The following is a 21,095-nucleotide window of genomic DNA, read 5'->3' as shown; positions in this document are numbered from 1 at the left end:
TGCTACTTGACGAGCGGGAAGAGGATCGTCTCGCGGATGCCGAGGCCTGTGATCGCCATCAGCAGGCGGTCGATTCCCATTCCCATGCCACCCGTGGGGGGCATTCCGTGCTCGAGGGCGCGGAGGAACTCCTCGTCGATCCGCATCGCCTCGTCGTCGCCGCGCCCCGCGAGCTTCGCCTGCTCGACGAACCGCTCGCGCTGGATGACCGGGTCGACGAGCTCGGAGTAGCCCGTGGCGAGCTCGAAGCCGCGCACGTAGAGGTCCCACTTCTCGACGACGCCCGGGATCGACCGGTGCTCGCGCACGAGCGGGCTGGTGTCGACCGGGAAGTCCATCACGAACGTGGGGCGCGTCAGGTACTGCTTGACGAAGTGCTCCCAGAGCTCCTCGACGAGCTTCCCGTGCGTCGCGTGCGACGGCACCTCGACGCCGTTGTCCTCGGCGAGCTTCAGCAGCTCGTCCATGCCGGTCTCCGGGGTGACCTCGACGCCCGCGGCCTCCGACAGCGACGGGTACATCGACACGCGGTCCCACTCGCCCCCGAGGTCGAACTCGGTGCCGTCCGCCCACGTGACCGTGGTGGATCCGGCCACCGCGACCGCGGCGTTCTGGATCAGCTCCTGCGTGAGGTCGGCGATGCCGTTGTAGTCGCTGTACGCCTGGTAGGCCTCGAGCATCGCGAACTCGGGGCTGTGCGTCGAGTCGGCGCCCTCGTTGCGGAAGTTGCGGTTGATCTCGAACACGCGATCGATGCCGCCCACCACGGCGCGCTTCAGGTACAGCTCCGGTGCGATGCGCAGGTACAGGTCGGTGTCGAACGCGTTCGAGTGGGTGATGAACGGACGCGCGGTCGCGCCGCCCGGCTGAACCTGCAGCATGGGCGTCTCGACCTCGACGAAGTCGTGGCCGGCGAACGTTGCACGCAGGCTCGCGTTGACCGTCGCGCGGGCGCGCACGGTGGTGCGGGCGGTGTCGCGCACGATCAGGTCGAGGAAGCGGCTGCGGACGCGGCTCTCCTCGTTGAGCTCGGTGTACATGTTGGGCAGGGGCAGGATGGCCTTCGCCGCGATCTCCCACGCCGACACCATGATCGACAGCTCGCCGCGGCGGCTCGAGATGATCTCGCCGGACACGGCGACGTGGTCGCCGAGGTCGACGAGCTCCTTCCAGCGCTGCAGCGAGTCGTCGCCGACGTTCGCCAGCGACACCATCGCCTGGATGCGCGATCCGTCGCCCGACTGCAGCGTCGCGAAGCAGAGCTTGCCGGTGTTGCGGCTGAACACGATCCGCCCGGCGACCGCGGCGGTCTCGCCGGTCTCGGCCCCCGCCTCGAGCTCGCCGTACGTCGCGCGCAGCGCCGGGATCGTGTGCGTCACCGGCACCGACACGGGATACGCCCCGCCGGCCGCGGTGTCGCGCTCGGCGATGAGCCGCTCGCGCTTCGCCAGCCGCACGGCCTTCTGCTCGAAGATGTCCTCTTCGGTGGGCTCGGGCGCGTTCTCGGCGGGCGTTTCAGGCATGTGCTCAATCCTATGCGGGCCCCGGTTCCCGTTTATCTGAGAGGACTGGTCGAGCCGGCGCGGCCTGTACGCCGGTCCCGGCATGTACCCCTGTGCGAGCGAAGCGAGCGTGGAGCGAAGCGACTGCCGACCACCTCGAAAACGCAACGCCCGTCGGCGGATGGAGCACAGCGACAGCCCGCGATTCCAGAGCCCCGGCGCGAAGCGTCGGGCGAAGGATCGCGCACGCTCACTGCACTACCCCGCGAAGCGGGAAAAGAAGCACGCTCGCTTCGCTCGCCAAGGGGTACAGGCGGAAGGTGGGATGAAACCCGACTCCTTACTCCTCGGGAGGCAGGATCACCGTGGGCGACGCCTCGGCGAGCGCGTGGTCCACCGTCGAGCGCACGAGGGCCGAGAGGTAGCCGCCGGGGTTCTCGACCCCGATGCCGCGGAGGATGCCGGTGGCCTGGTGGACGATCTGCCGCGAGAACTCGGAGGCGGTCGCGATCGCCTCCGCGTACGCGGCGCGATCCTGCTCGGCGACGACGACCGGCTCGCAGCCGAGCTCGACGGCGATCGCCTGCGCGATCGGCAGCACCGCGGCCGGGGCGGTCACGGCGGCGTAGGACGCCGCGAGCTGGCGGAGGTCGATGCTGGTGCCGGTGAAGGCGACCGCCGGGTGCACCGCCAGCGGGATGGCCCCGCGCTCGGCCGCCGGCCGCAGCACCTCGATCCCGTACGCGGCGTCGGTGTGAAGCACGAGCTGGCCCACCTGCCAGGCGCCGAGCTCGGCGAGGCCCGAGACGAGGCCCGGCAGCTCGGCATGCGGAACCGCCACGATCACCAGCTCGCTGCGCCGCACGACCTCGAGGGCGTCGAGCACCGGCACGCCGGGCAGGATCGCCTCGACGCGCTCGTCATCCGAGCCGCTGGTGATGCCCGTGAGGGCATGACCGGCTCCGGCGAGCGCGGCGCCCACCACCGGGCCGACCCGTCCGGCGCCGATGATGCCGACCCCGAGACGTCCGTCGCGGTTCATGCCCGGGGCTCCTCGCTGCTCCCGAACGGGGCGGGCGGCACAGGCGCGGCCGCGACAGGCGCGGGCGCCACCGCCGGCTCCTCGCCCTCCGGCACGGGCTCCTCGACGGGAGCGAGGTGCTGCAGCCACCGGTGCGACTGGTCGGCCGCCGCGGCGGCGACCGCTCCGCGGCTGACGTCCTCGAGCAGCCCGATCACGTCGTCGCGCTCAAGGCCGACGACATGACCGAGCACCGGGCCCTGCACCGTGTGCACCTGCGCCGCCGCGACGCGCTGCCAGCGGTCGATCGGCCCCTGCTGGATCGAGATCCCCTGCAGGCGGGCGAGCGGGAACAGCGCGAGCTTTCGCCACACCACCCCGCGCCGCAGCACGAGCGCGTACGAGGTGAGCGCGAAGCCGTGGCGGCGCCACGACACCGGCCGGCGCCACCAGGCGCGTCGCGCCATCGTCCGGTACGGATCCGCGACATCCGGCACGGGGCCGAGCATTCCGTGGTCCCACAGCAGCGGCCAGTCCTCGCGCGGCACACCCGGCAGGATCAGCGACAGCACCCGCTCGACGTCGGCGCGCGTCCCCACTGGCAGCACCGTGTTGAACTGCTGCGCGGTTCCCGACTGCTGCTGCGCGGCGCTCTTGCCGCTCATCCGGTTGATCTTGATCGCCCACCAGCCGAACGGGCGCCACAGGATCGACTGCGTCACCTCGACCGCGAAGATCCGACCGGGAGGCAGGGTCTCGGTGATGGTCGTGAACAGGCCGAATGTCACCCGCACGCCGTCGGGCGTCGGCGCGATCGCGTAGCGGAGCGACTTCGAGATCTGCGACCACGTGATCGCCACGGCCGCGAACACCATCGGGATTCCCGTGCCGAGCCCGACGCCGATGGTGATCACGGTGCCCTCGGTGCCGTCGGTGCTCAGCAGCAGCGGAAGGAGCACGCTCGTCCCCCAGACGACCGCGAACAGCACGAGCCACAGCGCCCCGTGAAGCAGCTGCGCGGCGATCAGGCGGCCGGCGGGGATGTGGACGACGCTCTCGGGCGCGACATCCGCGCGGTCGACGCCGTCGATCATCCCGGTCACGCCCTGGTTCAGGGCATCCACGAGGCGCGCGCGCGCAGCGACTCCGGCGGCCTCGTCACGCGCGGCCTGCCGCGCCGCGCGGGCGCCGGACGCGAGCCGCAGGATGTCGCTGCGCACCTGCTCGGCACGGTCCGTCGAGAGGTACTCGAGCCCGACGTTCGCGTCGGTTCCCGCGCCGACGACCTCGAGCTTGGCCATGCCGATGATCCGTGCGGGGAACGGGCGCGTGAGGTTCACTCCCTGCACCCGGTCGAGCGGTGCCCGGCGGTGCGAGCGGAAGACGATCCCCTTGCGCACCTCGACGTCGTCGCCCGTGATGCGGAACTGGTGGAAGCGCCAGACGACCCAGAAGGCGACGATCAGCACCACGAGCACGGCAAGGAGGATGCCGAGGCCGAGCAGGATCAGGTTGTTCTCGAACAGGAAGCCGAAGAAGTCGCCCTCGCTCGGGTCGATCTCGTCGTCGTCGAGCTCGCCCGGCGCGACGATCGAGATGAACCAGAACACGGCGTGGTCGCGGAAGTTCGACAGCACGATGCCGGCGACGATGATCAGCACCAGGCCGCCCTGGAACAGGGGGGTCAGCGGGTGAAGGCGGTGCCAGCCGCCGTCCGCGAGGGAGGACGAGCCGCCGTCGGCAAGCGGCTGCTGCTGCGCCGGCTGCGGAGCGGTGGCCTGCGGATCCGTCACAGGCCCGTCCGTCGCGTCTCGGCCACGTGGATCAGGGTGTCGCGCAGCGCCTCGGAGGCCTCGCGGCCCAGCCCGGGGATCTCGACGCCGGTCGTCGCCGCGGCCGTGACCATCTTGAGCTTCGCGATCCCGAACGCCCGATCCATCGGCCCGTGGGTGATGTCGATCAGCTGCATCCGGCCGTACGGAACGGCGATCATCCGCTGCCACAGGATGCCCTTGCGGAACACGAGGTCGTCGGCGCGCAGCATGTAGCCGAGGGCGCGGGCCTGACGCGGCAGGACGATCTGCGTGATGAGCGTCGTCAGGATCAGGACGCCGCCCGGCAGCCACGGCCACCAGTGTCCGAGGATCAGCCAGGCGGCGATGACCGCGGCGAGCACGACCACCAGGAAGATCCCGTTCTGCACGGTCTGCGACGCGACGTACTTCGGCGAGATCTGGTGCCACTGGCCGTCGAGCTCCAGGCGCCCCGCGCCGCGCGGCTCGCGGATCGCGGTGTACGTGCCCTGGTCGAGCACCGGCGGGTCAGTGCGCGGGCTCTCCGGGCTCGGCGTCGTCTCGATCTCGCTCATCAGGATCCTTCGGCAGGCTGCAGAAATGCTCCGCGACCAGGGCCGCCACCACCAGCACGGCACCCGCCGCGATTGTCGCGATGGTCGTCGCCATCGAGCCTAGCCCGGGGGTCACCGGTCGCGTCGAGACGTAGAGGACGAGGCCGAGCGCTGCGCCGAGGAACGCCGCGCCGACGAGGCTCGACGCCTTGGCGAGCATGGCGATCCGGACGGCGCGGAACGGATCCACGCGCGGGGCGTCCGCCGAGCGCACCGACCGACGCACGGGCCACGCGAGTGCCAGCGTGATCGCGCCGAGCAGCACGAGCAGGATGGGCAGGCCCACGGCGGGCGAGAACGTCGGCCGGCCCGACAGGGTGAGCAGGTGATCGACGAGGAATCCGACGCCACCGCCGAGCACGGCGGCGACGATCAGGGCGAGGGGCGACGTTCGGGTCATGCGCCTCCTCCGCGCAGCGCCGCCAGGAGGTCGGCGACGCGGCCCCGACCGGGGAGGACGGCATCCGGATCCACCTCGAGCCAGGGAGCGAGGACGAAGTCGCGCTCGGCGGCGCGCGGGTGCGGCAGCCGCAGCCTCTCGTCGTCGGACTCCACGTCGCCGTACGCGATCAGGTCGAGATCGAGGGTGCGGGCGCCCCACTTCTCGCGGCGCTCCCGCCCGTGCCGGGCCTCGATCGCGTGGAGCATCCCGAGCAGGACGGACGGCGCCAGGCGCGTGCGCACGAGCGCCACGGCGTTGAGGTACGCGGGCTCGGATTCATCCGGCCCCTCCAGCGTCAGCGCGACCGACTCGATCGGCATCGACGCGGTCACCTCGTCGACGAGCGGCAGCCGGCGCAGCTCGGCGAGCGCGTTCTCGAGGGTCGCCTCGCGGTCCCCGAGGTTGGCCCCCAGGGCGACGACGGCCGTGACCGTCGCGCGCGGCTCGGCCGTCGGCGGCGGGCCCAGCGGCATCCGCAGGTTGCGGCTCATCGGTGCGTCCCGTGGTCTTCCCGGGTCGCGTGGACGGTGACGGCGACATCCTGGAACTGCGCCTGGATCGGCGCGTGCGGCTTGTGCACGGTGACGGCGAGGAAGTGGACGCGCTCGTCCTCCATCACGGCGCCGGCGATGCGGTGCGCGAGGGTCTCGATGAGGTTCACCGGCTCGCCGCCGACGATCGCGACGACCTTCTCGGCGAGCTCGCCGTAGTGCACGGTGTCGGCGACGTCATCGCTCTTCGCCGCCTTCTTGGTGGACACCCCGAGCGCGAGGTCGACGACGAACTCCTGCCCGTTCTCGCGTTCGAAATCGAAGACGCCGTGGCGCCCGAAGGCGCGCAGGCCCGTCAGAGTGATCGTGTCCAGCGAGCTCATCCCCATCCCTCCCATGCCTCCATGACCGCGATCGCGTCCCGCGTGGAGGCGACGTCGTGAACGCGCACGGCGTGCAGGCCGTGGCGCGCCGCGAAGGCGCTCGTCACCGCCGTCGCGAGATCCTTGCGCTGCTCGGATGCGTCCTCGCCGAGCGCGGTGCTCAGGAACCGCTTGCGGGAGGTGCCGATCAGCACGGGGAACCCGAGCCGGCGCACCTCGTCGAGCTGGCGCAGCAGCGTCCAGTTCTGCTCGCCGGCCTTCGCGAACCCGATGCCCGGGTCGACGATGATGCGCTCGCGCAGCACGCCGGCCGCGAGCGCGTCCTCGGTGCGATCGCGCAGCTCGGCGGCGACCTCCGCGCCGATCCGGTCGTAGGCCGCGTTCGCGTACATGTCCGCCGACGGCCCGCGCCAGTGCCCCAGCGCGACGAACGCGTGCGCCTCCGCGACGACCTCCAGGATCTGCGGATCGGCGAGGCCGCCCGCGACGTCGTTGACGATCCGCGCGCCGGCGGCGAGCGCCGCCCGCGCGGTCTCGGCGCGATAGGTGTCGACGCTGACCACGGCGCCATCGGCCGCGAGCGCCTCGATCACAGGCAGGATGCGTCGGATCTCCTCCTCGGCCCCGATGGGCTCGGAACCGGGCCGCGTCGACTCGCCGCCGACGTCGAGGACGTCCGCCCCCTGCTCCCGCAGCATCCGGCCGTGCGCGATTGCCGCGGCCGGGTCGAAGAACCGCCCGCCGTCGCTGAACGAGTCGGGCGTGACGTTGACGATGCCCCAGATCTGCGTCATGAGCGCCCCAGGAGCGCGATGATCTCCGCGCGTGCGGCGGGCTCGGCGAGCTCGCCGCGGGCCGCGATCGTGACCGTCGAGCTGTCGCTCTGGCGCGCGCCGCGCATCGTCACGCACTGGTGGGACGCCTCGAGCACCACGAGCACACCGCGGGCATCGAGGGAGGAGGCGATCGTGTCGGCGATCTGCTCGCCGAGACGCTCCTGCACCTGCGGGCGGGCGGCGAGGATCTCGACCACCTTCGGCAGCGCGCCGAGCCCCACGACCTGCTCACCCGGCAGGTAAGCGATGTGCGCGTGCCCCGCAAACGGCAGCAGGTGGTGCTCGCAGATCGAGCGGAACCGGACGTCCCGCAGCATCACCGCGCCCGACGGCAGCGTGTCGGGAGCGGGGCCCTGCGCGACGCTGATCGTGTGCGAGAGCGGCTCGGCCGGGTCGCCGCCGACGCCCGCGAAGAACTCGGCGTACGCGTCGGCGACGCGCTCGGGCGTCTGGCGCAGACCGGGACGATCCGGATCCTCGCCGATCGCGACCAGCAGCTCCCGCGTCAGCGCGGCGACGCGCTCCCTGTCGACTGGCACCGGCTCATCCTATGGCCGGCGTCAGGCGGTGGCCGGGCGGGCCTGGCCGGTGGCCGGGCGCGTCACGGCGGCCTTGGCCGTCTGCTCGGCGGCGGTGGATGCGGCGACGCCGACCTGCTCGGAGCGGCGCGGAACCTGCACGGGCGGCAGCTGCGAGACGGGGCGCCCCTCGCTCGAGAGCCACTGCGGGCGCGGCGGCAGCTTCTTGACGTCCTTGAAGATGTCCTCGAGCTGCACGTGGTCGAGCGTCTCGTGCTCGAGCAGCGCCAGCGCGAGCTTGTCGAGCACGTCGCGGTTGGCGTTGAGCACCTCGTAGGCCTCGTTGTGGGCCTGCTCGATGAGCCCGCGCACCTGCTGGTCGATGCGCTCGGCGACCCGCTCCGAGTACTCGCGCCCGTGACCCATGTCGCGGCCCATGAACACCTCGCCGCTGGACGAGGCGAGCTTCACGGGGCCCACGTCGGTGGTCATTCCGTACTCGGTGACCATCTTGCGGGCGATGCCGGTGGCCTTCTCGATGTCGTTCGACGCGCCCGTTGTCGGGTCGTGGAACACGATCTCCTCGGCGACGCGGCCGCCCATCGCGTAGGCGAGCTGATCCTGCAGCTCGTTGCGCGTGACGGAGTACTTGTCCTCGAGCGGCAGCACCATCGTGTAGCCGAGGGCCTTGCCGCGCGGCAGGATCGTGATCTTCGTCACGGGGTCGGTGTGGTTCATCGCCGCCGCGGCGAGAGCGTGACCGCCCTCGTGGTACGCGGTGATGAGCTTCTCCTTGTCGTTCATCACGCGCGTACGGCGCTGCGGGCCGGCGATGACGCGGTCGATCGCCTCGTCGAGCGCGCGGTTGTCGATCAGCTGCGCGTTCGAGCGGGCAGTGAGCAGCGCCGCCTCGTTCAGGACGTTCGCGAGATCCGCACCCGTGAATCCGGGGGTCTTGCGGGCGACGACCTCGAGGTCGACGCTGTCGGCCAGCGGCTTGCCGCGGCCGTGCACCTCGAGGATGCGGCGGCGACCGGCGAGATCCGGCGCGTCGACGCCGATCTGACGGTCGAAGCGGCCGGGACGCAGCAGCGCAGGGTCGAGGATGTCGGGACGGTTCGTCGCCGCGATGACGATGACGTTCGCCTTGGGGTCGAAGCCGTCCATCTCGACGAGCATCTGGTTCAGCGTCTGCTCGCGCTCGTCGTGACCGCCGCCCATGCCGGCGCCGCGGTGGCGGCCGACGGCGTCGATCTCGTCGATGAAGATGATCGCGGGCGAGTTCTCCTTCGCCTGGTTGAACAGGTCGCGCACGCGGCTCGCGCCGACGCCGACGAACATCTCGACGAAGTCCGAACCCGAGATCGAGTAGAACGGCACGCCCGCCTCGCCCGCGACGGCACGCGCGAGCAGGGTCTTGCCGGTTCCGGGAGGGCCGTACAGCAGCACGCCCTTCGGGATGCGGGCGCCGAGCGCCTGGTACTTGGCGGGATCCTTCAGGAAGTCCTTGATCTCCTGCAGCTCCTCGAGCGCCTCGTCGGCACCGGCGACATCCGCGAACGTGACGTCCGGGTGCTCCTTGTTCGCGAGCTTCGCGCGCGACTTGCCGAACTGCATGACCTTGCCGCCGCCGCCCTGGGCGCTCGACAGCAGGAACCAGAACAGCACACCGAGCAGCAGCATCGGCAGCAGCAGCGAGATCAGCCCGTCGAACCACGTGGCGCGCGGCACGGCGTCGTTGAAGCCGTCCTTCGGGGCGGCGCTCTCGACCGCGGCGACGACCTCGTCGGCACGGGCGGTGACGTAGTAGAACTGCACGTCGGTCGCACCCTCGTGCGCCTCGGAGAGGTGCAGGTCGACCCGCTGGTCGCCGTCGGTGATGAGCACCTTCTCGACGGTGTCTCCGCCGAGCAGCTCGAGACCCTCCTGGGTCGTCACCTGCTTCGTGCCGGTGAGGCTCGAGATCAGCGAGAAGCCGACGACGAGAAGCACGCCGATCAGCAGGATGTAGATCAGCGGATTGCGTGTGAGCTTCTTGAAGTCCATGGTCCGGGGTCTCCCCCTGCCCCTCCTGTCGTGCGCGTCGCGGCACAAGGCGACGTGCCGTTCACGTTACCCCTGGCCGGCTATGGGCGACCTGGTATTCGCCCACGGCGTACCAGTGAGTCCCGAGCGGTCGGCCAGTCCGGCCCCGTGCGAGCGAAGCGAGCGTGGAGCGAAGCGACCATGCAGGGCGAAGCCCTGCCCCGCGGGCGCGAAGCGCACGCCGAGCCGGAGCGAAGCGACGGCGCCTCGCTCGCGAGTGTCCGGCGCGGAGCGTCGGCGCGAGCGTGCGAGAAACGTTCCTGGAAAACTATGCGTATACGTGCGGGGCCAGGATCGCGACGTCGCGGAGGTTGCGGTAGCGCTCGGCGTAGTCGAGGCCGTATCCGACGACGAACTCGTTCGGGATGTCGAAGCCGAGGTACTTGCAGTCGATCTCGACCTTCGCGGCCTCGGGCTTGCGCAGCAGTGCGAGCACCTCGATCGACTCGGCGCCGCGGGAGGCGAAGTTGTCGAGCAGCCAGCTGAGGGTGAGGCCCGAGTCGATGATGTCCTCGACGATCAGGACGTGCCAGCCGCCGAGATCCGTGTCGAGGTCCTTGCGGATCTGCACGACGCCGCTCGACTTGGTGGAGCTGCCGTAGCTGGACACGGCCATCCAGTCCATCGCGATGTCGCGGGTGAGGTGACGGGCGAAGTCTGCCATGACCATGACCGCGCCCTTCAGGACGCCGACGAGCAGCAGCTTCTTCCCGGAGTAGTCCTCCTCCACGCGGAGCGCGAGCTCCGCGAGCTTCTCGTTGATCTGCTCCTCGGTGACGAGGACGGAGGTGAGGTCGTTCGGGATGTCCGCCGCGCGCATGCGTCGAGTCTACGTAGCGCGCTGCTGGTCGCGCGCCGTGAAGTGGATCAGGCCGCCGCGGCGTGCGGCGCTGCACGAGGGGAGATCGATCGGCCCCTGGCCGGCCCAGTCGATCGCGAGCCGCGCCACCTCGAGCGTCTGCACCCGTGTCAGCGCCACGCCGAATTCGCTCTGCACGACGTGGCGGATGATCCGGTTCCGCAGCGCGGGCGGGTTCGCGGCGAGCGCCGCGGCGGAGACGGCGATGCCGGCCTCGGAGTGCTCGACGATGTCCTCGATCGTCTCGTCGATCATCTCGGCGAACGCCTCGGAGTCCTCGCGCAGCTGCTCCGCCGTGCGGGCGAGCGCCTCGGCGATGCCGGGGCCGAGCTCGGCCTCGAGGACCGGCAGGATGCGCTCGCGCACCCGCACGCGCGAGAACCGGTCGTCGACGTTGTGCGGGTCATCCCAGGGCGCAAGGCCCTGCGCCGTGCAGGCGTCGCGGGTCGTCTTGCGGCGGAGTCCGAGCAGGGGGCGCAGCCACCGCAGCCCGTTCTCGTCCTGCCTCGCGGGCGGCATCCCGGCGAGGCTCGTCGCCCCGGCGCCGCGCGCGAGGCCGAGCAGCACGGTCTCGGCCTGGTCGTCGAGCGTGTGACCGAGCAGCACGGCCGCGGCGCGTGCGTCGGAGGCGGCGTCACGCAGCGCCCGGTAGCGGGCGGAGCGCGCGGCGGCCTCGAGCCCTCCCGCGGCGCTGACGTCCTGGCCGACGTCGACCCGCACGACGATGGGGTCGATGCCGAGCGCCGCCGCCTGCTTCGCCGCGGCGAGCGCGACCGCATCCGATCCATCCTGCAGGCCGTGGTCGATGGTGACGCTGCCGATCCGGATGCCCCGCGTGCGCGCCTCGTGCGCGGAGGCTGCGGCGAGGGCGAGCGAGTCGGCCCCGCCGCTGAGCGCCACGAGCACAACGGATCCGTCCGGGACGTCGGCGAGCGACGTGCGGACGGCGAGGCGGGCGGCGGCGAGAGCGGGATCGAGCACGGCTCAACGGTACCGAGTGCGGCCGTCTAGGCTTGGGGGCGGCAGATCCCCTGATTTCAAGGAGCAACCGGCATGGGCGCCTACGACGCAGTCATCGAGATCCCGCGCGGCAGCCGCGTGAAGTACGAGGTCGACCACGGCACTGGCCGCGTCTTCCTCGACCGTGTGCTGTACACGACCTTCGGCTACCCGACCGACTACGGGTTTTTCGAGAACTCGCTCGGTGAGGACGGCGACCCGCTCGACGTGCTGGTCGTCATGGACCACGCGGTGTACCCGGGCGTCGGCGTGAAGGTGCGTCCCGTCGCGGTGCTGAAGATGAAGGACGAGGCCGGCGGCGACGACAAGGTCATCGCCGTGCTGGCGAAGGACCCGCGCTGGGACCACATCCAGGACATCGGCGACCTCGCGGAGTACACGAAGAAGGAGATCGAGCACTTCTTCGAGCACTACAAGGACCTCGAGCCCAACAAGTGGGTCAAGGTCGACCAGTGGGGCGACGCCGCCGAGGCCGAGCGTCTGGTGTCCGAGGCGTACACGCGCTTCGAGGAGCACGAGGCGCAGACCCGCACGCAGGGCGCCGGCGAGGCCCCGAACACGCGCGACTGACCCTCGTCACGCGGGGGCCCATCCTCCGGGATGGGCCCCTTTGTTGTGCGGCGCGGGCGGAGCGAGCCCGGCGAGGCGGAGGAGCGGAACCGCAGCCTTTGCGAGCGATCCCCCACCCCTCGGCACTTGCGGAGACGCCGTGCCCCTCGGCCTTTCCGAGGGACGCCGTGCCCCTCGTGCGACCGAAGGGAGCGTGCCCCGGATGGGGCCCCGCAGCGCGAAGCGCTGCCGCGACGGAGCGAAGCGACGGCGCCTCGCTCGCAAGGGCGCCGCTTGCGGCCCCGCAGCGTGCGAGACGCTTCTGATCAATAAGTGTTGACCCCGCGGGCCGACATCCAGGGGCCCGGGTCGGTGGTCGCGCCGCCGACGTACACCTCGAAGTGGAGGTGGCAGCCGAAGGAGTTTCCGGTGTTTCCCTCGTAGGCGATGACCTGGCCGGCCGAGACGTACTGGCCGTAGCCGACGATGATGCCGCCGTTGACGATGTGCGCGTAGCCGGTGCCGACGCCGTTGCCGTGGTCGAGGCGGATGTAGTTTCCGTAGCCGCCGTTGCGGCCGGCGTAGACGACGGTGCCGTTCGCGGCGGCGTAGATGGGGGCGCCGCAGCCGGCGGCGAGGTCGATGCCGGCGTGGATGCGCGAACCGCAGTAGCTGGGGCCGCACATCTGCGGGCGTGGGCCGTAGCCGGAGGTGCGCCAGCCGTCGCTCGGGCGGGCCCATCCGCTGCCCACCGGGGCACCGCCGCCGGCGGACGAACCGCCGCCACCGGACGCGGGAGCGGCACCGCCGCCACCGCCACCACCACCGCTGTTCTGCGCGGCGGCAGCCGCTGCGGCTTCACGCGCCTTGCGAGCTTCCTCGGCCTTGCGCGCGGCTTCCGCGGCAGCCTTCCTGCGGCGCTCCTCCTCGAGGCGGCGCTGCTCGGCCTCGTAGGCCTTCTTGGCCTCGACGCCCGCCTGGTACTCGGCGACCGTCTTCGCGGTGTTGTCCCGAAGGGCGGCAAGCTGGCCCTCCAGGGTGACCATGTGGTCCTCCTGGTCGGCGAGCGCCTGCTCGGCGGCGATCTGCGCGTTCTGCGCGATGACCATCTTCTCTTCGGCGATCTTCTGCAGCCGGTCGCGCTCCTCGCGGGCGACCTTCGCCTGATCCGACAGGTTCTGGGCCGAGTCGCGCGCCGTGACCGCTTCGGCGTAGATCGTCTCGCTGCCGCCGATGAGCTTGTCCATCTGGCCGAGCTTCGTCAGCAGCTCGTCGGCGCTCTCGGCGGAGCCGGCGAAGAGCACCTCGAGCGAGGTGCTGTCGCCGCCGGTGCGCGACAGCTGTGAGGCGACGCGGGCCGCGTTGGTGGCGGCGGTCTCGGCGATCTGCGCCTGCTCGTCGGCCTGCTTCTGCAGTTCGTCGGCGCGGAACGCCGACTCGTAGAACGCCTGCTGCGCCGCGTAGTACTCGTTGGCCGCCTGCTCGGCGGCGGCGCGGGTCTCCTCGACCCGCTGCTGCAGCTGGGCGATCATCTCCTCGAGCCGGCGGATCTCCGACTCCTTGGCGCCCTGGTTGTTCTTGGCGCGCTCGACGTCTTCCCACGAGGGGTAGTCGTCGGGGTTGTAGGTGAGGCCGAAGGCGCTGCCGCCCTGCGTCATCCCGACACCGAGCGCGACCGCGCCGACGCCGGCCATCGCCAGCGCGCTGCGGCGCGTGATCGGGGTCCACAGACGGCGCCGCTCAGCCGCGGTCGGGGCGCAGTCGCACTCCTCCGCCGAGGCCTCCGGGGCGTCCATCGGGCTGGTCACCGCCTGTTTCACATGAGTCACACTAGCAACACCCGTCGCAGAAACACCATTGATCACACCCGCGGGGCGCACGACGGCGGAGCTCGGGGGCGTCGTCATCCTGCCTGCGAAACGCCCGGGATCCGGGAGGACTCGCCCCGAATTGGTAAATCCGCAGCGGTCCGCTTATGCTTGATCGTCGGCACGTGAGCCCCGAGGTTCACCCCGGCCCCATCGTTTAGCGGCCTAGGACGCCGCCCTTTCACGGCGGTAGCACGGGTTCGAATCCCGTTGGGGTCACACGAGCTGATACAATTTCATAGTTTGGCCCTGTAGCGCAGTTGGTTAGCGTGCCGCCCTGTCACGGCGGAGGTCGCGGGTTCAAGTCCCGTCAGGGTCGCTCCGGGCGATGGGCCCTCTCTCGAGAGGGCCTTTCGCATAGGAAGCGGCAGATGTATCGGCCGTTCGGCTCTGTAGCTCAGTTGGTAGAGCGCACGACTGAAAATCGTGAGGTCACGGGATCGACGCCCGTCGGAGCCACCACCTGAAACCCCCGGTTCGCCGGGGGTTTTCGCGTTGAAGAGCGCCTGTTCGACAGGCTGTTGGCAGCAGGCGTGCCGGTTCTGTGCCGGGTAGGCCGCGTCAGAAGTGCTCGACAAGTCGCTCAGCGCGAGCCCGAGAACCTGCTCAGCAGGCGCTCGAGCACCGCGAGTGCTCCACGAATCGCGCGACGACCCGCTTAGGCTGCCGATGACTCCGTCACGCGAAGCGCCCGCAGGGTCGGCAGCCTAAGCGGGTCCACGCAAGACGAAACCCCGGCGATGTGGCTACGCCAGGGATCGTTCCGGGGTCTTCGCCACCAATACTACCTGCTTCGACTCATCCGTCAACGGCAGGGCGGGACCACGCAGGAACGTCTCAGAAGGTCGGCCGAGCAGCCACCACTGCCGGCAACGTCGACAGCTTTCGAACCCATCGCGCTGCTGCGGGCGCCACCCATTCCGCCAGCTCCACCGCCAGGTCGTAATCCTTGATGAGATCGCGCTGGTGGATCGGCTCGTGATGCGCCGCTCGGTTGCGGACGAAATGGAGCTGCTGGAATCGGAACGCGACGTCACGCTGCCGTTGGCGCAGATCACTGACCCCATGCGGGAACGCAGCGTGAACGGACGGCACCCAGAGCGACGTGAGGTACCGAGACTCCGGGATGTATCGCCAGAATCCGAGAGTCAGCTCGGCAACGACGCGGCCGTGAACCTCAGCTCGGCGGCCGTTCTTTGTCGCACGATCCCGCGCCTTCGCGATGTCCTGTCGTCCCCGCGCGTCGAGTGGGGCGGCGTCGAGCCACGACCGGCCACCGGCTCGGGCCCGTGCCCACGCGCGCAGCTCCTGGTCCATGGCGTTCCGCGTGATCACCTCGAGCATGGAACTGAGCTCGATGACGCTCGCAGATGCCCTCATGTTCCACTCATACAGAGCAAAAGCGTGGCCCGCCTCGCCGTCGGTCGCACGCACGTAGGAGCCGAGACGTTCCGCGGTCACAAGCGGCAGCAGATCGGCATAGTCACTGTCTGAGAAATCGAGCATGTCTCCCTGACGTTAGTCGAGCGCCAGCAGCCAACTGTCCACAAGGGAGAACGGAATCGGCGCAAACCCGTGCGCGTCTACGCCAACGTGGAACTGGCGGCCATCGACGCCGCGATCGCGAGCATGAGTGTGACCGTGAATCAGCGGCAGCCCCTCGTCGACTGGACGGTGCTTCTGGTGCCGTTCTATCTGCTGCGAGTCACCTCGATACGGGTAGTGCGACGCGAGCAGCGGGCGTCCTTGCCGGTCCCCCGTCAGAACCTCGGGCAGGATGGTCCATCCCGCGGCCTCGTAGAGCGGACGGAATCGCTCGATCGCTCGCTTCGTCTGAGTCGCAGAGGACACCCGATCGTGGTTGCCAGGCACGAGGTAGCGCCGACCATGCAGCCGCGCGGTCATAGCGAGACTCGATTCGATCGGCCCGAGGGCAACGTCGCCGAGGTGCAGCACCACCGCATCGGGAGCGACGGTCGCGTTCCAGCGACGCACCAGCTCCATATCCATCGACTCGACGTCGCCAAACGGCCGCCCCGCCAGTTCATTGATCCGTGCGTGCCCAAAGTGCGTGTCGGACGTGACGAAGTCGATGGCGTCGAAATCGAACCGGTCGCCATTGATGCTGAGGCTCATGATCCGACCCTTGCCACGTCACTCGCTGCGGGAAGTTCGATCTCACCGATCACCAACGTTGCCACCACCCTCCTCTTCCATGTTTTTCAATGACCGCAGCACTTCGTCAGGCTCGAGCGCGTGCGCGTCGGCGCGGTACTGGTCGAGCTGAGCTCTCTTCCGTGTCGCATCGAGCCGGCCCACGCGGGCGTCGCGCATTATGGCGCGAACATCTGCCGCCGACAGCGGCGCGTAGTTCAGCTCTCGCTCGCCGTAGTAGTCGCGGGCGACGCCACGGTTGCGGTGATATCGGCCGGTGTCTGGCACGTAGACGTAGATCTGCCCGGCCATCGACTCGTACGCGATCCAGAGCTCCCGGTTGCCCTCCGTCACGAGGTAGAACACTTTCCGCTTCCTTCCGCGGATCCCGTCGCGCGCCTAAGCAGCAGCAGACACGCCTGCTCTTCGTCGACCACCGCTATCGTCCGCCTAGCGCCCGCCACACGTCTTCGCGCAGTGCCTGGAGGTCCACGTGCGCGTCGGCGAGCGTGTCGAGCAACGTGCCTAGGCTCCAGATGGCGAGGTGCCCGTATCGAGCCGAATACAACCCGACACGTCGGATCTGGAACGAGTCAGATCGGTCGAAGAGCGCGTATGAGACGACCTGACGGAGCTGCAGCAGGTCGAGCTGGTCCGCTCGTTCACCTGTCCGACTGTTCTTTGCACCCAGTTTGGTCTTGAGGTCGACCAACAGGTCCCCCGCAATGACGTCCGCGTCGGCTGAACAGAGGACGGAACCGTCAAACGTGGGACCAATGACCAACGGGCGATCCAGATGCGGCAACAGTGCCGAGGCAGCGAACATGTCGAGCTGCGTGAGCTGCCGGAGAGCATCGTCAGAGGCGAGCTCAAGGAGCGCCTGTGCCGTACACCTCCCGGCCTCGAGCATCTCCGCGAGCGGAGAGCCTGGCCAGAGACCGGCCCGGAATACCTCCTCCAGGAGAGCCAGAGCCCAGGAGGCTCGCGCGAGACCTTCGTTGTCCCCCACGCCGCCCGCCACCTGGGCAGTCACGATCACCGCATCAATCTCCGCAACGATCGCCGGCTCACCGAGGAACGCCATCCGCGCGATACCCGCGTCGTGCATGGGTTCCAGTCGGAACCGCGTCATCAGGTCGAAAGCGGTTCCCACCGTGCCGGCATTCGCCGATCCACCGTCGACGAGGAGTGGTCCTGCGCTCGTCCGGTACGCCGACTGGATCTGTCGTGTGTTCGGGAGCCGCTCGTCGAGAAGCTGGCGCAGCGGGGAGTTCCTGTCCTCGAGCGCGGCTTTGAGCTTCGTGTACGGGTAGTCGGTCATGGTGATCTCCTTGGTCGTTAGTCAGTTGAAGAGTCCGTCGAGTGCGGTGCCAGCTCGCACGGCGACGTCCGATCGCGCTTTGCTGTAGCGCTCGGTCACCTGCAGGGACGAGTGCCCGAGGATCGCCTGCACATCGTTTGCGGCTGTCCCCGCGTCGAACAGCAGGGTTGCGAGGGTGTGCCGTAGGTCATGGATGCGCAGGTCCGGGCGGTCGAGGCGTCTCCGGAGTGCGTCCCAGTCCACGCCGCGGCGCACATTCGACGTGTTGAGGTGCCCGCCGCGCGGTCCCGTGAAGACCAAGTCGCCGCGGAGCTTGCCCTCGATCAGCCGCTCGATGGTCGGCCGCAGAACCGCGGGCAGCGGCACCGTTCGCTCCTTGTGGCTCTTCGGCGTCTGCTCCACGACCTCCCCATCGAGTCCGCGCGAGAAGCTCCGGCGGACATGGATCACTCGACCTGCGAGGTCCACATCGCCGACGCGCAGCGCACTTGCCTCCCCTGCTCGCATCCCGGTGTAGACGAGTGCGGCGAGATAGTCGCGGTACGGCCCGGCGCTCACGGCGTCGAGCATGACAGCCACCTCCGACACGGTCAGGGCTCGTGATCGAAAGCTCCGGGCGCCCTCTTCTTTCGGACGGCGCGCGAGACGTGCGGGATTCCCGGCGATGATTCCGGCGCGCGCCGCGCCTTCGAGGAGTCGGCTGAGCGCAGACAACGCGTCGTTCCGCGTCGATGCCGAGCCGTCCCATCCCGCGATCGCATGATCGATGTCTCCAACGGTGATCGACTCGAGACGCCGATGACCGAGCCAGGGCTTCACCCGCTTGCGCCAGGCCCGGTCATAAGCTCGGGCAGTCGCCGGCCTCACGCCCGACTCGATAGATGGCCAGTACCGGTCGTACCAGGCGTTGAGGGTCATCGCCCCGTCCGGGCGGACCTGTGTTCGCTCCTCACTGCGGAGCTTCTTGGCCTCGCTGAGCGTATCGACGAGGAAGCTGCGCTCACGATCCTCGCCGTTCAGCCCAGTGCCCCAGACGCGTACTTGGTACTTGTTGCGGTCGGCGCGGTAGCGGATACCCTCGGGCAGCACCCTCCGCGTCTTGGGATCGATTCGCGCGTTACCCGCGGCCACGGGTGCCTCCCGAGTCGAGAAAGGCTTCGATCGTCGATGCCTTCCACAGCATGTGCTTGCCCATCTGGGCGTCGGGGAACGGTACCCGAGCCTGCCTGCGCAGCGAGTCGAACGTCGACAGCGGCACACGGCACCTGGCCGCCACTTCCCGCCGGGTCAGGTATTCGTCGACGTCCGAGGCGCCGAGCTCGGCTCGTTCCTCGACGAGCTCCACACCATCACGCATCTTTCTCTCCTTTCGTCGGTTCGAAACGCACACGGCGCGCGTCTCGCCATTCGCGTACGGCTCTCGCCGCCTCTGTCGCCAGCGCGCGGTCACCATCGGTGCGCCGCCCCATGCCTGCGAAGCTCCACGAGCCGATGACGAGCACCTCTTCGAGGTCGTGCCCGTCTGCCCGAGCACGCTCGATGACTCGTTCGAGCCGCCAGCGCCGCCTGGCACCGCGCAGCGAGCCGAGGGTCACTGAGTAACGCCGCGACTTGGAGGAGAAGTGCCCCCGGAACCCGAGCATGTGTACCCACTTCGACAGCAGCGCATACGGTCCGTCCGCGCCTTCACCGCTCGCGATCAGTTGAGCAGTGGCCTTGATCCGATGGATGTGGATCCGCAGGCCGCCAGCGCCGTCGAGATCCTCTGTCGCCTTAGTGGCGTATTTCGCGATGTACGCGGCGACGGCACGGTCCGACAGCGCGCCGTCGAGTCCCTCGCGCCGCACAATCGGCTGGACGTCGAGCTGTGCCCCCCAGCGGAGGATCCGCCTCGTCTGCTCGCCATTGACGAGCGGCGCTTCGAATGAGACGCTCCGCGCAGCGGCCCGCACTGCGTTCGCCAGATGCGTTTCGGTCACTCCGGCCGGCGTCGGCGGGAACTGCTCGGACTCGCTCACTCCGTCGAGGCGGATGATCGCGTGGAAGTGCACGGCACCGCGTCGCTGAAACTCCGCGACCTTCGCAAACTGCACTCGCACAATCTGCGCGGCCTCACGCTGCGTCAGTCCGAGCTCGCGCGCGAGACTCCGGCGGAGCTGGATTGTGAAGCGCCGCCACAGCTCGGGAGCGTGGAACTGCCAGACGATGTGCCCGACGTAGTCGTAGCAGTCCTCGCAGACTGGATCGCCGAGCACCGAGTCATCAGCCTCGTGTGCGCCCGTGCAACCACGAGGCCGGCCGTGAGCGCAGACGCCACGCAGACGCGACCTAGTTGTCGAGTGCACCGAACCGAACGAGGGCGCCGTCAGGGTCACGAACGCCATCGGGTGATCCCCGACGGTCTCCGGCACGCCTTTCATCCCGCCGGCCGCGCCAGCCATGATCATGTGCCAGGTGTCCCCTTTGTACTCGTGGCTGCACGACTCGCAGCGTCGGGCCCGACGGTTGCCGCAGCGGGTGTACGTGAGACCGTCCGGCTGCGTCGCTCCGAGGAACTCGCGTATCACCTCCCCGGAGTGGGGATTGAGTGTGGTGGAGGAGCCAGCCAGTCGCACGGGCTTGGTGCAGAACCCGGTCCGTGCGGCGCCGGCCATCCAGTTATCGAAATCGGCGCTCCGCAGCCGCGCGGCCACGGACTCAGCGAGGCTCACCGTCCACCACCTCGCTCGGGTCCGTGCATCCGACGAACATGATGTTGCCCATGGGATCGTCCTGGACGATCGGACGACACACGCGATGGTCAAGCCCCTGCGAGTGACGCGCCTGCTGCCAGAGCAGGATGTGTCCGTCATCACACGACTGATTCGCCAGGCGGCCGTATTCGAGCTCCGTGACGTACGCGGGCTCGGCGTACGACGTCGCGAACATGTTCGCATCGTCGTCCCACTCGATGCCGAGGTTGCACGGGATCGGGCGCGTCTGATCGCTCGGAGCCGCCGCGGCCGAGCGAGGAGCGAGCGTCCAGCCGGCGACGCCCCCGATCGATGCGAGAGCAAGCCCGCCAAGGACGGCCCCCGCGATGATTCGCTTCTTCATAGTCATGATTCCTCCTCGGTCTCGTTCGTTGTTGCTCGACGACCACGCGGCCTCCTCGGCCTGGGTTCCTCATCAGCCGCTGGTAGTACGAGAGGTCGGGGATGGGGCGCGAAGTAGGCGAGCGCGGCCTCCTGGATCTGTTCGTCAGATGCAAAGGCTGCGCGGACGCGCTGCGGCGGAGATCCGTCCTCCGGCATGACATCGGCAGTGCCGGGCATCGCCGGTGAGATCTCGTGACACGCCGCACCCGCTGCGACCGCGCCGTCTCCGAGTACCATCGCGGTCTCCACGCGATCACGCAGACGCAGCCCCACCGTCTGTGTGAACAAGCCTCGAGCGGGCAGAGTCTCCTTGCGGGGGTCCTGGAGGCACGCGAATAGAACGAAGCCGACGGCCCTCCCCTGTGAGGCCAGGGTCGCGATAGCGGCGTTTGCGCGCCGCAGCAGGTCCCGATCCGTCTCATACGCCGTAAGCGCGGCCTGCTGGACATGGTCGAGGGCCGCTCCAAGCTCGTGTTCAAGACCTGGCTCGCCGCCCGCCCGC

General features: G+C 69.6%; 23 protein-coding genes and 3 tRNA genes. 4 read left to right on the top strand and 22 right to left on the bottom strand.

Annotated features, from left to right (window positions below; all coding sequences use genetic code 11):
- Window positions 1-2 precede the first annotated feature (2 nt).
- The 12 genes from lysS to tilS all read right to left on the bottom strand — a co-directional run bounded on the left by lysS (window position 3) and on the right by tilS (window position 11,525).
- Window positions 3-1,523, bottom strand: a complete 1,521-nt coding sequence (gene lysS, locus ABD161_RS12355) for a lysine--tRNA ligase (RefSeq protein WP_344003335.1) — start codon at window positions 1,521-1,523, stop codon at window positions 3-5.
- A gap of 319 nt (window positions 1,524-1,842) precedes the next feature.
- Window positions 1,843-2,544: a DUF2520 domain-containing protein gene (locus ABD161_RS12350; protein WP_344003332.1), complete on the bottom strand. Its 702-nt coding sequence runs from the start codon at window positions 2,542-2,544 to the stop codon at window positions 1,843-1,845.
- Window positions 2,541-4,316, bottom strand: a complete 1,776-nt coding sequence (locus tag ABD161_RS12345) for a PH domain-containing protein (protein WP_344003329.1) — start codon at window positions 4,314-4,316, stop codon at window positions 2,541-2,543. The genes ABD161_RS12350 and ABD161_RS12345 overlap by 4 nt, the downstream gene beginning before the upstream one ends.
- Window positions 4,313-4,891: a PH domain-containing protein gene (locus tag ABD161_RS12340; protein WP_135114062.1), complete on the bottom strand. Its 579-nt coding sequence runs from the start codon at window positions 4,889-4,891 to the stop codon at window positions 4,313-4,315. The genes ABD161_RS12345 and ABD161_RS12340 overlap by 4 nt, the downstream gene beginning before the upstream one ends.
- Window positions 4,845-5,330: a DUF3180 domain-containing protein gene (locus ABD161_RS12335; protein ID WP_344003323.1), complete on the bottom strand. Its 486-nt coding sequence runs from the start codon at window positions 5,328-5,330 to the stop codon at window positions 4,845-4,847. Before ABD161_RS12335 ends, ABD161_RS12340 begins: the two co-directional genes overlap by 47 nt.
- Window positions 5,327-5,863, bottom strand: coding sequence for a 2-amino-4-hydroxy-6-hydroxymethyldihydropteridine diphosphokinase (folK, locus tag ABD161_RS12330; RefSeq protein ID WP_425560895.1), 537 nt, complete (start codon window positions 5,861-5,863; stop codon window positions 5,327-5,329). Before folK ends, ABD161_RS12335 begins: the two co-directional genes overlap by 4 nt.
- Window positions 5,860-6,246 carry a dihydroneopterin aldolase gene (folB, locus tag ABD161_RS12325; RefSeq protein ID WP_344003320.1) on the bottom strand — a complete coding sequence of 129 codons (387 nt, stop codon included), beginning with the start codon at window positions 6,244-6,246 and terminating at the stop codon, window positions 5,860-5,862. The genes folK and folB overlap by 4 nt, the downstream gene beginning before the upstream one ends.
- Window positions 6,243-7,040, bottom strand: a complete 798-nt coding sequence (folP, locus tag ABD161_RS12320; RefSeq protein ID WP_344003317.1) for a dihydropteroate synthase — start codon at window positions 7,038-7,040, stop codon at window positions 6,243-6,245. Before folP ends, folB begins: the two co-directional genes overlap by 4 nt.
- Complete coding sequence (gene folE, locus ABD161_RS12315; RefSeq protein ID WP_344003314.1) at window positions 7,037-7,621, bottom strand: GTP cyclohydrolase I; 585 nt, start codon at window positions 7,619-7,621, stop codon at window positions 7,037-7,039. The genes folP and folE overlap by 4 nt, the downstream gene beginning before the upstream one ends.
- A 21-nt stretch (window positions 7,622-7,642) precedes the next feature.
- Window positions 7,643-9,646, bottom strand: coding sequence for an ATP-dependent zinc metalloprotease FtsH (ftsH, locus tag ABD161_RS12310; protein WP_344003311.1), 2,004 nt, complete (start codon window positions 9,644-9,646; stop codon window positions 7,643-7,645).
- Window positions 9,647-9,953: 307 nt separating this feature from the next.
- The gene (gene hpt / locus ABD161_RS12305; RefSeq protein ID WP_344003308.1) at window positions 9,954-10,505 is read right to left on the bottom strand and encodes a hypoxanthine phosphoribosyltransferase; all 552 of its coding nucleotides are present in this window, start codon (window positions 10,503-10,505) and stop codon (window positions 9,954-9,956) included.
- 9 nt (window positions 10,506-10,514) lie between these two features.
- Window positions 10,515-11,525, bottom strand: coding sequence for a tRNA lysidine(34) synthetase TilS (tilS, locus tag ABD161_RS12300; protein WP_344003305.1), 1,011 nt, complete (start codon window positions 11,523-11,525; stop codon window positions 10,515-10,517).
- 72 nt (window positions 11,526-11,597) lie between these two features.
- Here tilS and ABD161_RS12295 point away from each other — a divergent pair, with 72 nt between their 5' ends.
- Window positions 11,598-12,134, top strand: a complete 537-nt coding sequence (locus tag ABD161_RS12295) for an inorganic diphosphatase (RefSeq protein ID WP_344003302.1) — start codon at window positions 11,598-11,600, stop codon at window positions 12,132-12,134.
- A gap of 305 nt (window positions 12,135-12,439) precedes the next feature.
- Here ABD161_RS12295 and ABD161_RS12290 read toward each other — a convergent pair whose 3' ends face one another.
- Window positions 12,440-13,921, bottom strand: coding sequence for a peptidoglycan DD-metalloendopeptidase family protein (locus ABD161_RS12290; protein ID WP_344003299.1), 1,482 nt, complete (start codon window positions 13,919-13,921; stop codon window positions 12,440-12,442).
- A gap of 206 nt (window positions 13,922-14,127) precedes the next feature.
- Between ABD161_RS12290 and ABD161_RS12285 the strand changes: the two genes are divergently transcribed.
- From ABD161_RS12285 to ABD161_RS12275, 3 genes are all read left to right on the top strand, one after another.
- Window positions 14,128-14,200: transfer RNA gene (locus ABD161_RS12285), tRNA-Glu, on the top strand.
- Between the two features lie 26 nt (window positions 14,201-14,226).
- Window positions 14,227-14,300 (top strand) — tRNA-Asp (locus ABD161_RS12280).
- Window positions 14,301-14,367: 67 nt separating this feature from the next.
- A tRNA-Phe gene (locus tag ABD161_RS12275) sits at window positions 14,368-14,443 on the top strand.
- Between the two features lie 375 nt (window positions 14,444-14,818).
- Here the strand turns inward: ABD161_RS12275 and ABD161_RS12270 are convergent.
- From ABD161_RS12270 to ABD161_RS12230, 9 genes are all read right to left on the bottom strand, one after another.
- Window positions 14,819-15,487, bottom strand: a complete 669-nt coding sequence (locus ABD161_RS12270) for a hypothetical protein (RefSeq protein WP_344003296.1) — start codon at window positions 15,485-15,487, stop codon at window positions 14,819-14,821.
- A gap of 12 nt (window positions 15,488-15,499) precedes the next feature.
- Entirely contained in the window at window positions 15,500-16,117 is a 618-nt protein-coding gene (locus tag ABD161_RS12265; protein ID WP_344003293.1) for a metallophosphoesterase family protein, read from the bottom strand.
- Between the two features lie 42 nt (window positions 16,118-16,159).
- A complete protein-coding gene (locus ABD161_RS12260; protein ID WP_344003290.1) occupies window positions 16,160-16,501 on the bottom strand; it encodes a hypothetical protein in 342 nt (113 codons plus the stop codon).
- 73 nt (window positions 16,502-16,574) lie between these two features.
- Entirely contained in the window at window positions 16,575-17,456 is an 882-nt protein-coding gene (locus ABD161_RS12255) for a hypothetical protein (RefSeq protein WP_344003287.1), read from the bottom strand.
- 21 nt (window positions 17,457-17,477) lie between these two features.
- Entirely contained in the window at window positions 17,478-18,545 is a 1,068-nt protein-coding gene (locus ABD161_RS12250; protein ID WP_344003284.1) for a tyrosine-type recombinase/integrase, read from the bottom strand.
- Window positions 18,546-18,573: 28 nt separating this feature from the next.
- On the bottom strand, window positions 18,574-18,813 hold the full coding sequence (locus ABD161_RS12245) for a helix-turn-helix transcriptional regulator (RefSeq protein WP_134745540.1): 240 nt from the start codon (window positions 18,811-18,813) through the stop codon (window positions 18,574-18,576).
- Window positions 18,806-20,167 (bottom strand): replication initiator, encoded by a 1,362-nt coding sequence (locus ABD161_RS12240; RefSeq protein WP_344003280.1) that lies wholly within the window; start codon window positions 20,165-20,167, stop codon window positions 18,806-18,808. The genes ABD161_RS12245 and ABD161_RS12240 overlap by 8 nt, the downstream gene beginning before the upstream one ends.
- Entirely contained in the window at window positions 20,154-20,552 is a 399-nt protein-coding gene (locus ABD161_RS12235) for a hypothetical protein (RefSeq protein WP_134745542.1), read from the bottom strand. The genes ABD161_RS12240 and ABD161_RS12235 overlap by 14 nt, the downstream gene beginning before the upstream one ends.
- 2 nt (window positions 20,553-20,554) lie before the next feature.
- The coding region (locus ABD161_RS12230; RefSeq protein WP_425560894.1) for a hypothetical protein at window positions 20,555-21,095 on the bottom strand (541 nt) is incomplete at its 5' end.

The organism is Microbacterium paludicola, from assembly GCF_039529675.1.
Taxonomy (GTDB): Bacteria; Actinomycetota; Actinomycetes; order Actinomycetales; family Microbacteriaceae; genus Microbacterium; species Microbacterium paludicola.
The sequence above is the reverse complement of the archived record's forward strand: the minus strand, read 5'-3'. Positions and strand labels throughout refer to the sequence as shown.

Bases quoted from the DNA above. Each gene is read 5' to 3' on its own strand.
- folP (WP_344003317.1), bottom strand. From the start codon at position 7,040: ATGACGCAGATCTGGGGCATCGTCAACGTCACGCCCGACTCGTTCAGC.
- lysS (WP_344003335.1), bottom strand. From the start codon at position 1,523: ATGCCTGAAACGCCCGCCGAGAACGCGCCCGAGCCCACCGAAGAGGAC.
- folB (WP_344003320.1), bottom strand. From the start codon at position 6,246: ATGAGCTCGCTGGACACGATCACTCTGACGGGCCTGCGCGCCTTCGGG.
- ABD161_RS12350 (WP_344003332.1), bottom strand. From the start codon at position 2,544: ATGAACCGCGACGGACGTCTCGGGGTCGGCATCATCGGCGCCGGACGG.
- ABD161_RS12295 (WP_344003302.1), top strand. From the start codon at position 11,598: ATGGGCGCCTACGACGCAGTCATCGAGATCCCGCGCGGCAGCCGCGTG.
- folK (WP_425560895.1), bottom strand. From the start codon at position 5,863: ATGAGCCGCAACCTGCGGATGCCGCTGGGCCCGCCGCCGACGGCCGAG.
- ftsH (WP_344003311.1), bottom strand. From the start codon at position 9,646: ATGGACTTCAAGAAGCTCACACGCAATCCGCTGATCTACATCCTGCTG.
- ABD161_RS12245 (WP_134745540.1), bottom strand. From the start codon at position 18,813: ATGCGTGATGGTGTGGAGCTCGTCGAGGAACGAGCCGAGCTCGGCGCC.
- hpt (WP_344003308.1), bottom strand. From the start codon at position 10,505: ATGCGCGCGGCGGACATCCCGAACGACCTCACCTCCGTCCTCGTCACC.
- ABD161_RS12270 (WP_344003296.1), bottom strand. From the start codon at position 15,487: ATGCTCGATTTCTCAGACAGTGACTATGCCGATCTGCTGCCGCTTGTG.
- ABD161_RS12255 (WP_344003287.1), bottom strand. From the start codon at position 17,456: ATGACCGACTACCCGTACACGAAGCTCAAAGCCGCGCTCGAGGACAGG.
- ABD161_RS12340 (WP_135114062.1), bottom strand. From the start codon at position 4,891: ATGAGCGAGATCGAGACGACGCCGAGCCCGGAGAGCCCGCGCACTGAC.
- ABD161_RS12335 (WP_344003323.1), bottom strand. From the start codon at position 5,330: ATGACCCGAACGTCGCCCCTCGCCCTGATCGTCGCCGCCGTGCTCGGC.
- ABD161_RS12265 (WP_344003293.1), bottom strand. From the start codon at position 16,117: ATGAGCCTCAGCATCAATGGCGACCGGTTCGATTTCGACGCCATCGAC.
- ABD161_RS12235 (WP_134745542.1), bottom strand. From the start codon at position 20,552: ATGAAGAAGCGAATCATCGCGGGGGCCGTCCTTGGCGGGCTTGCTCTC.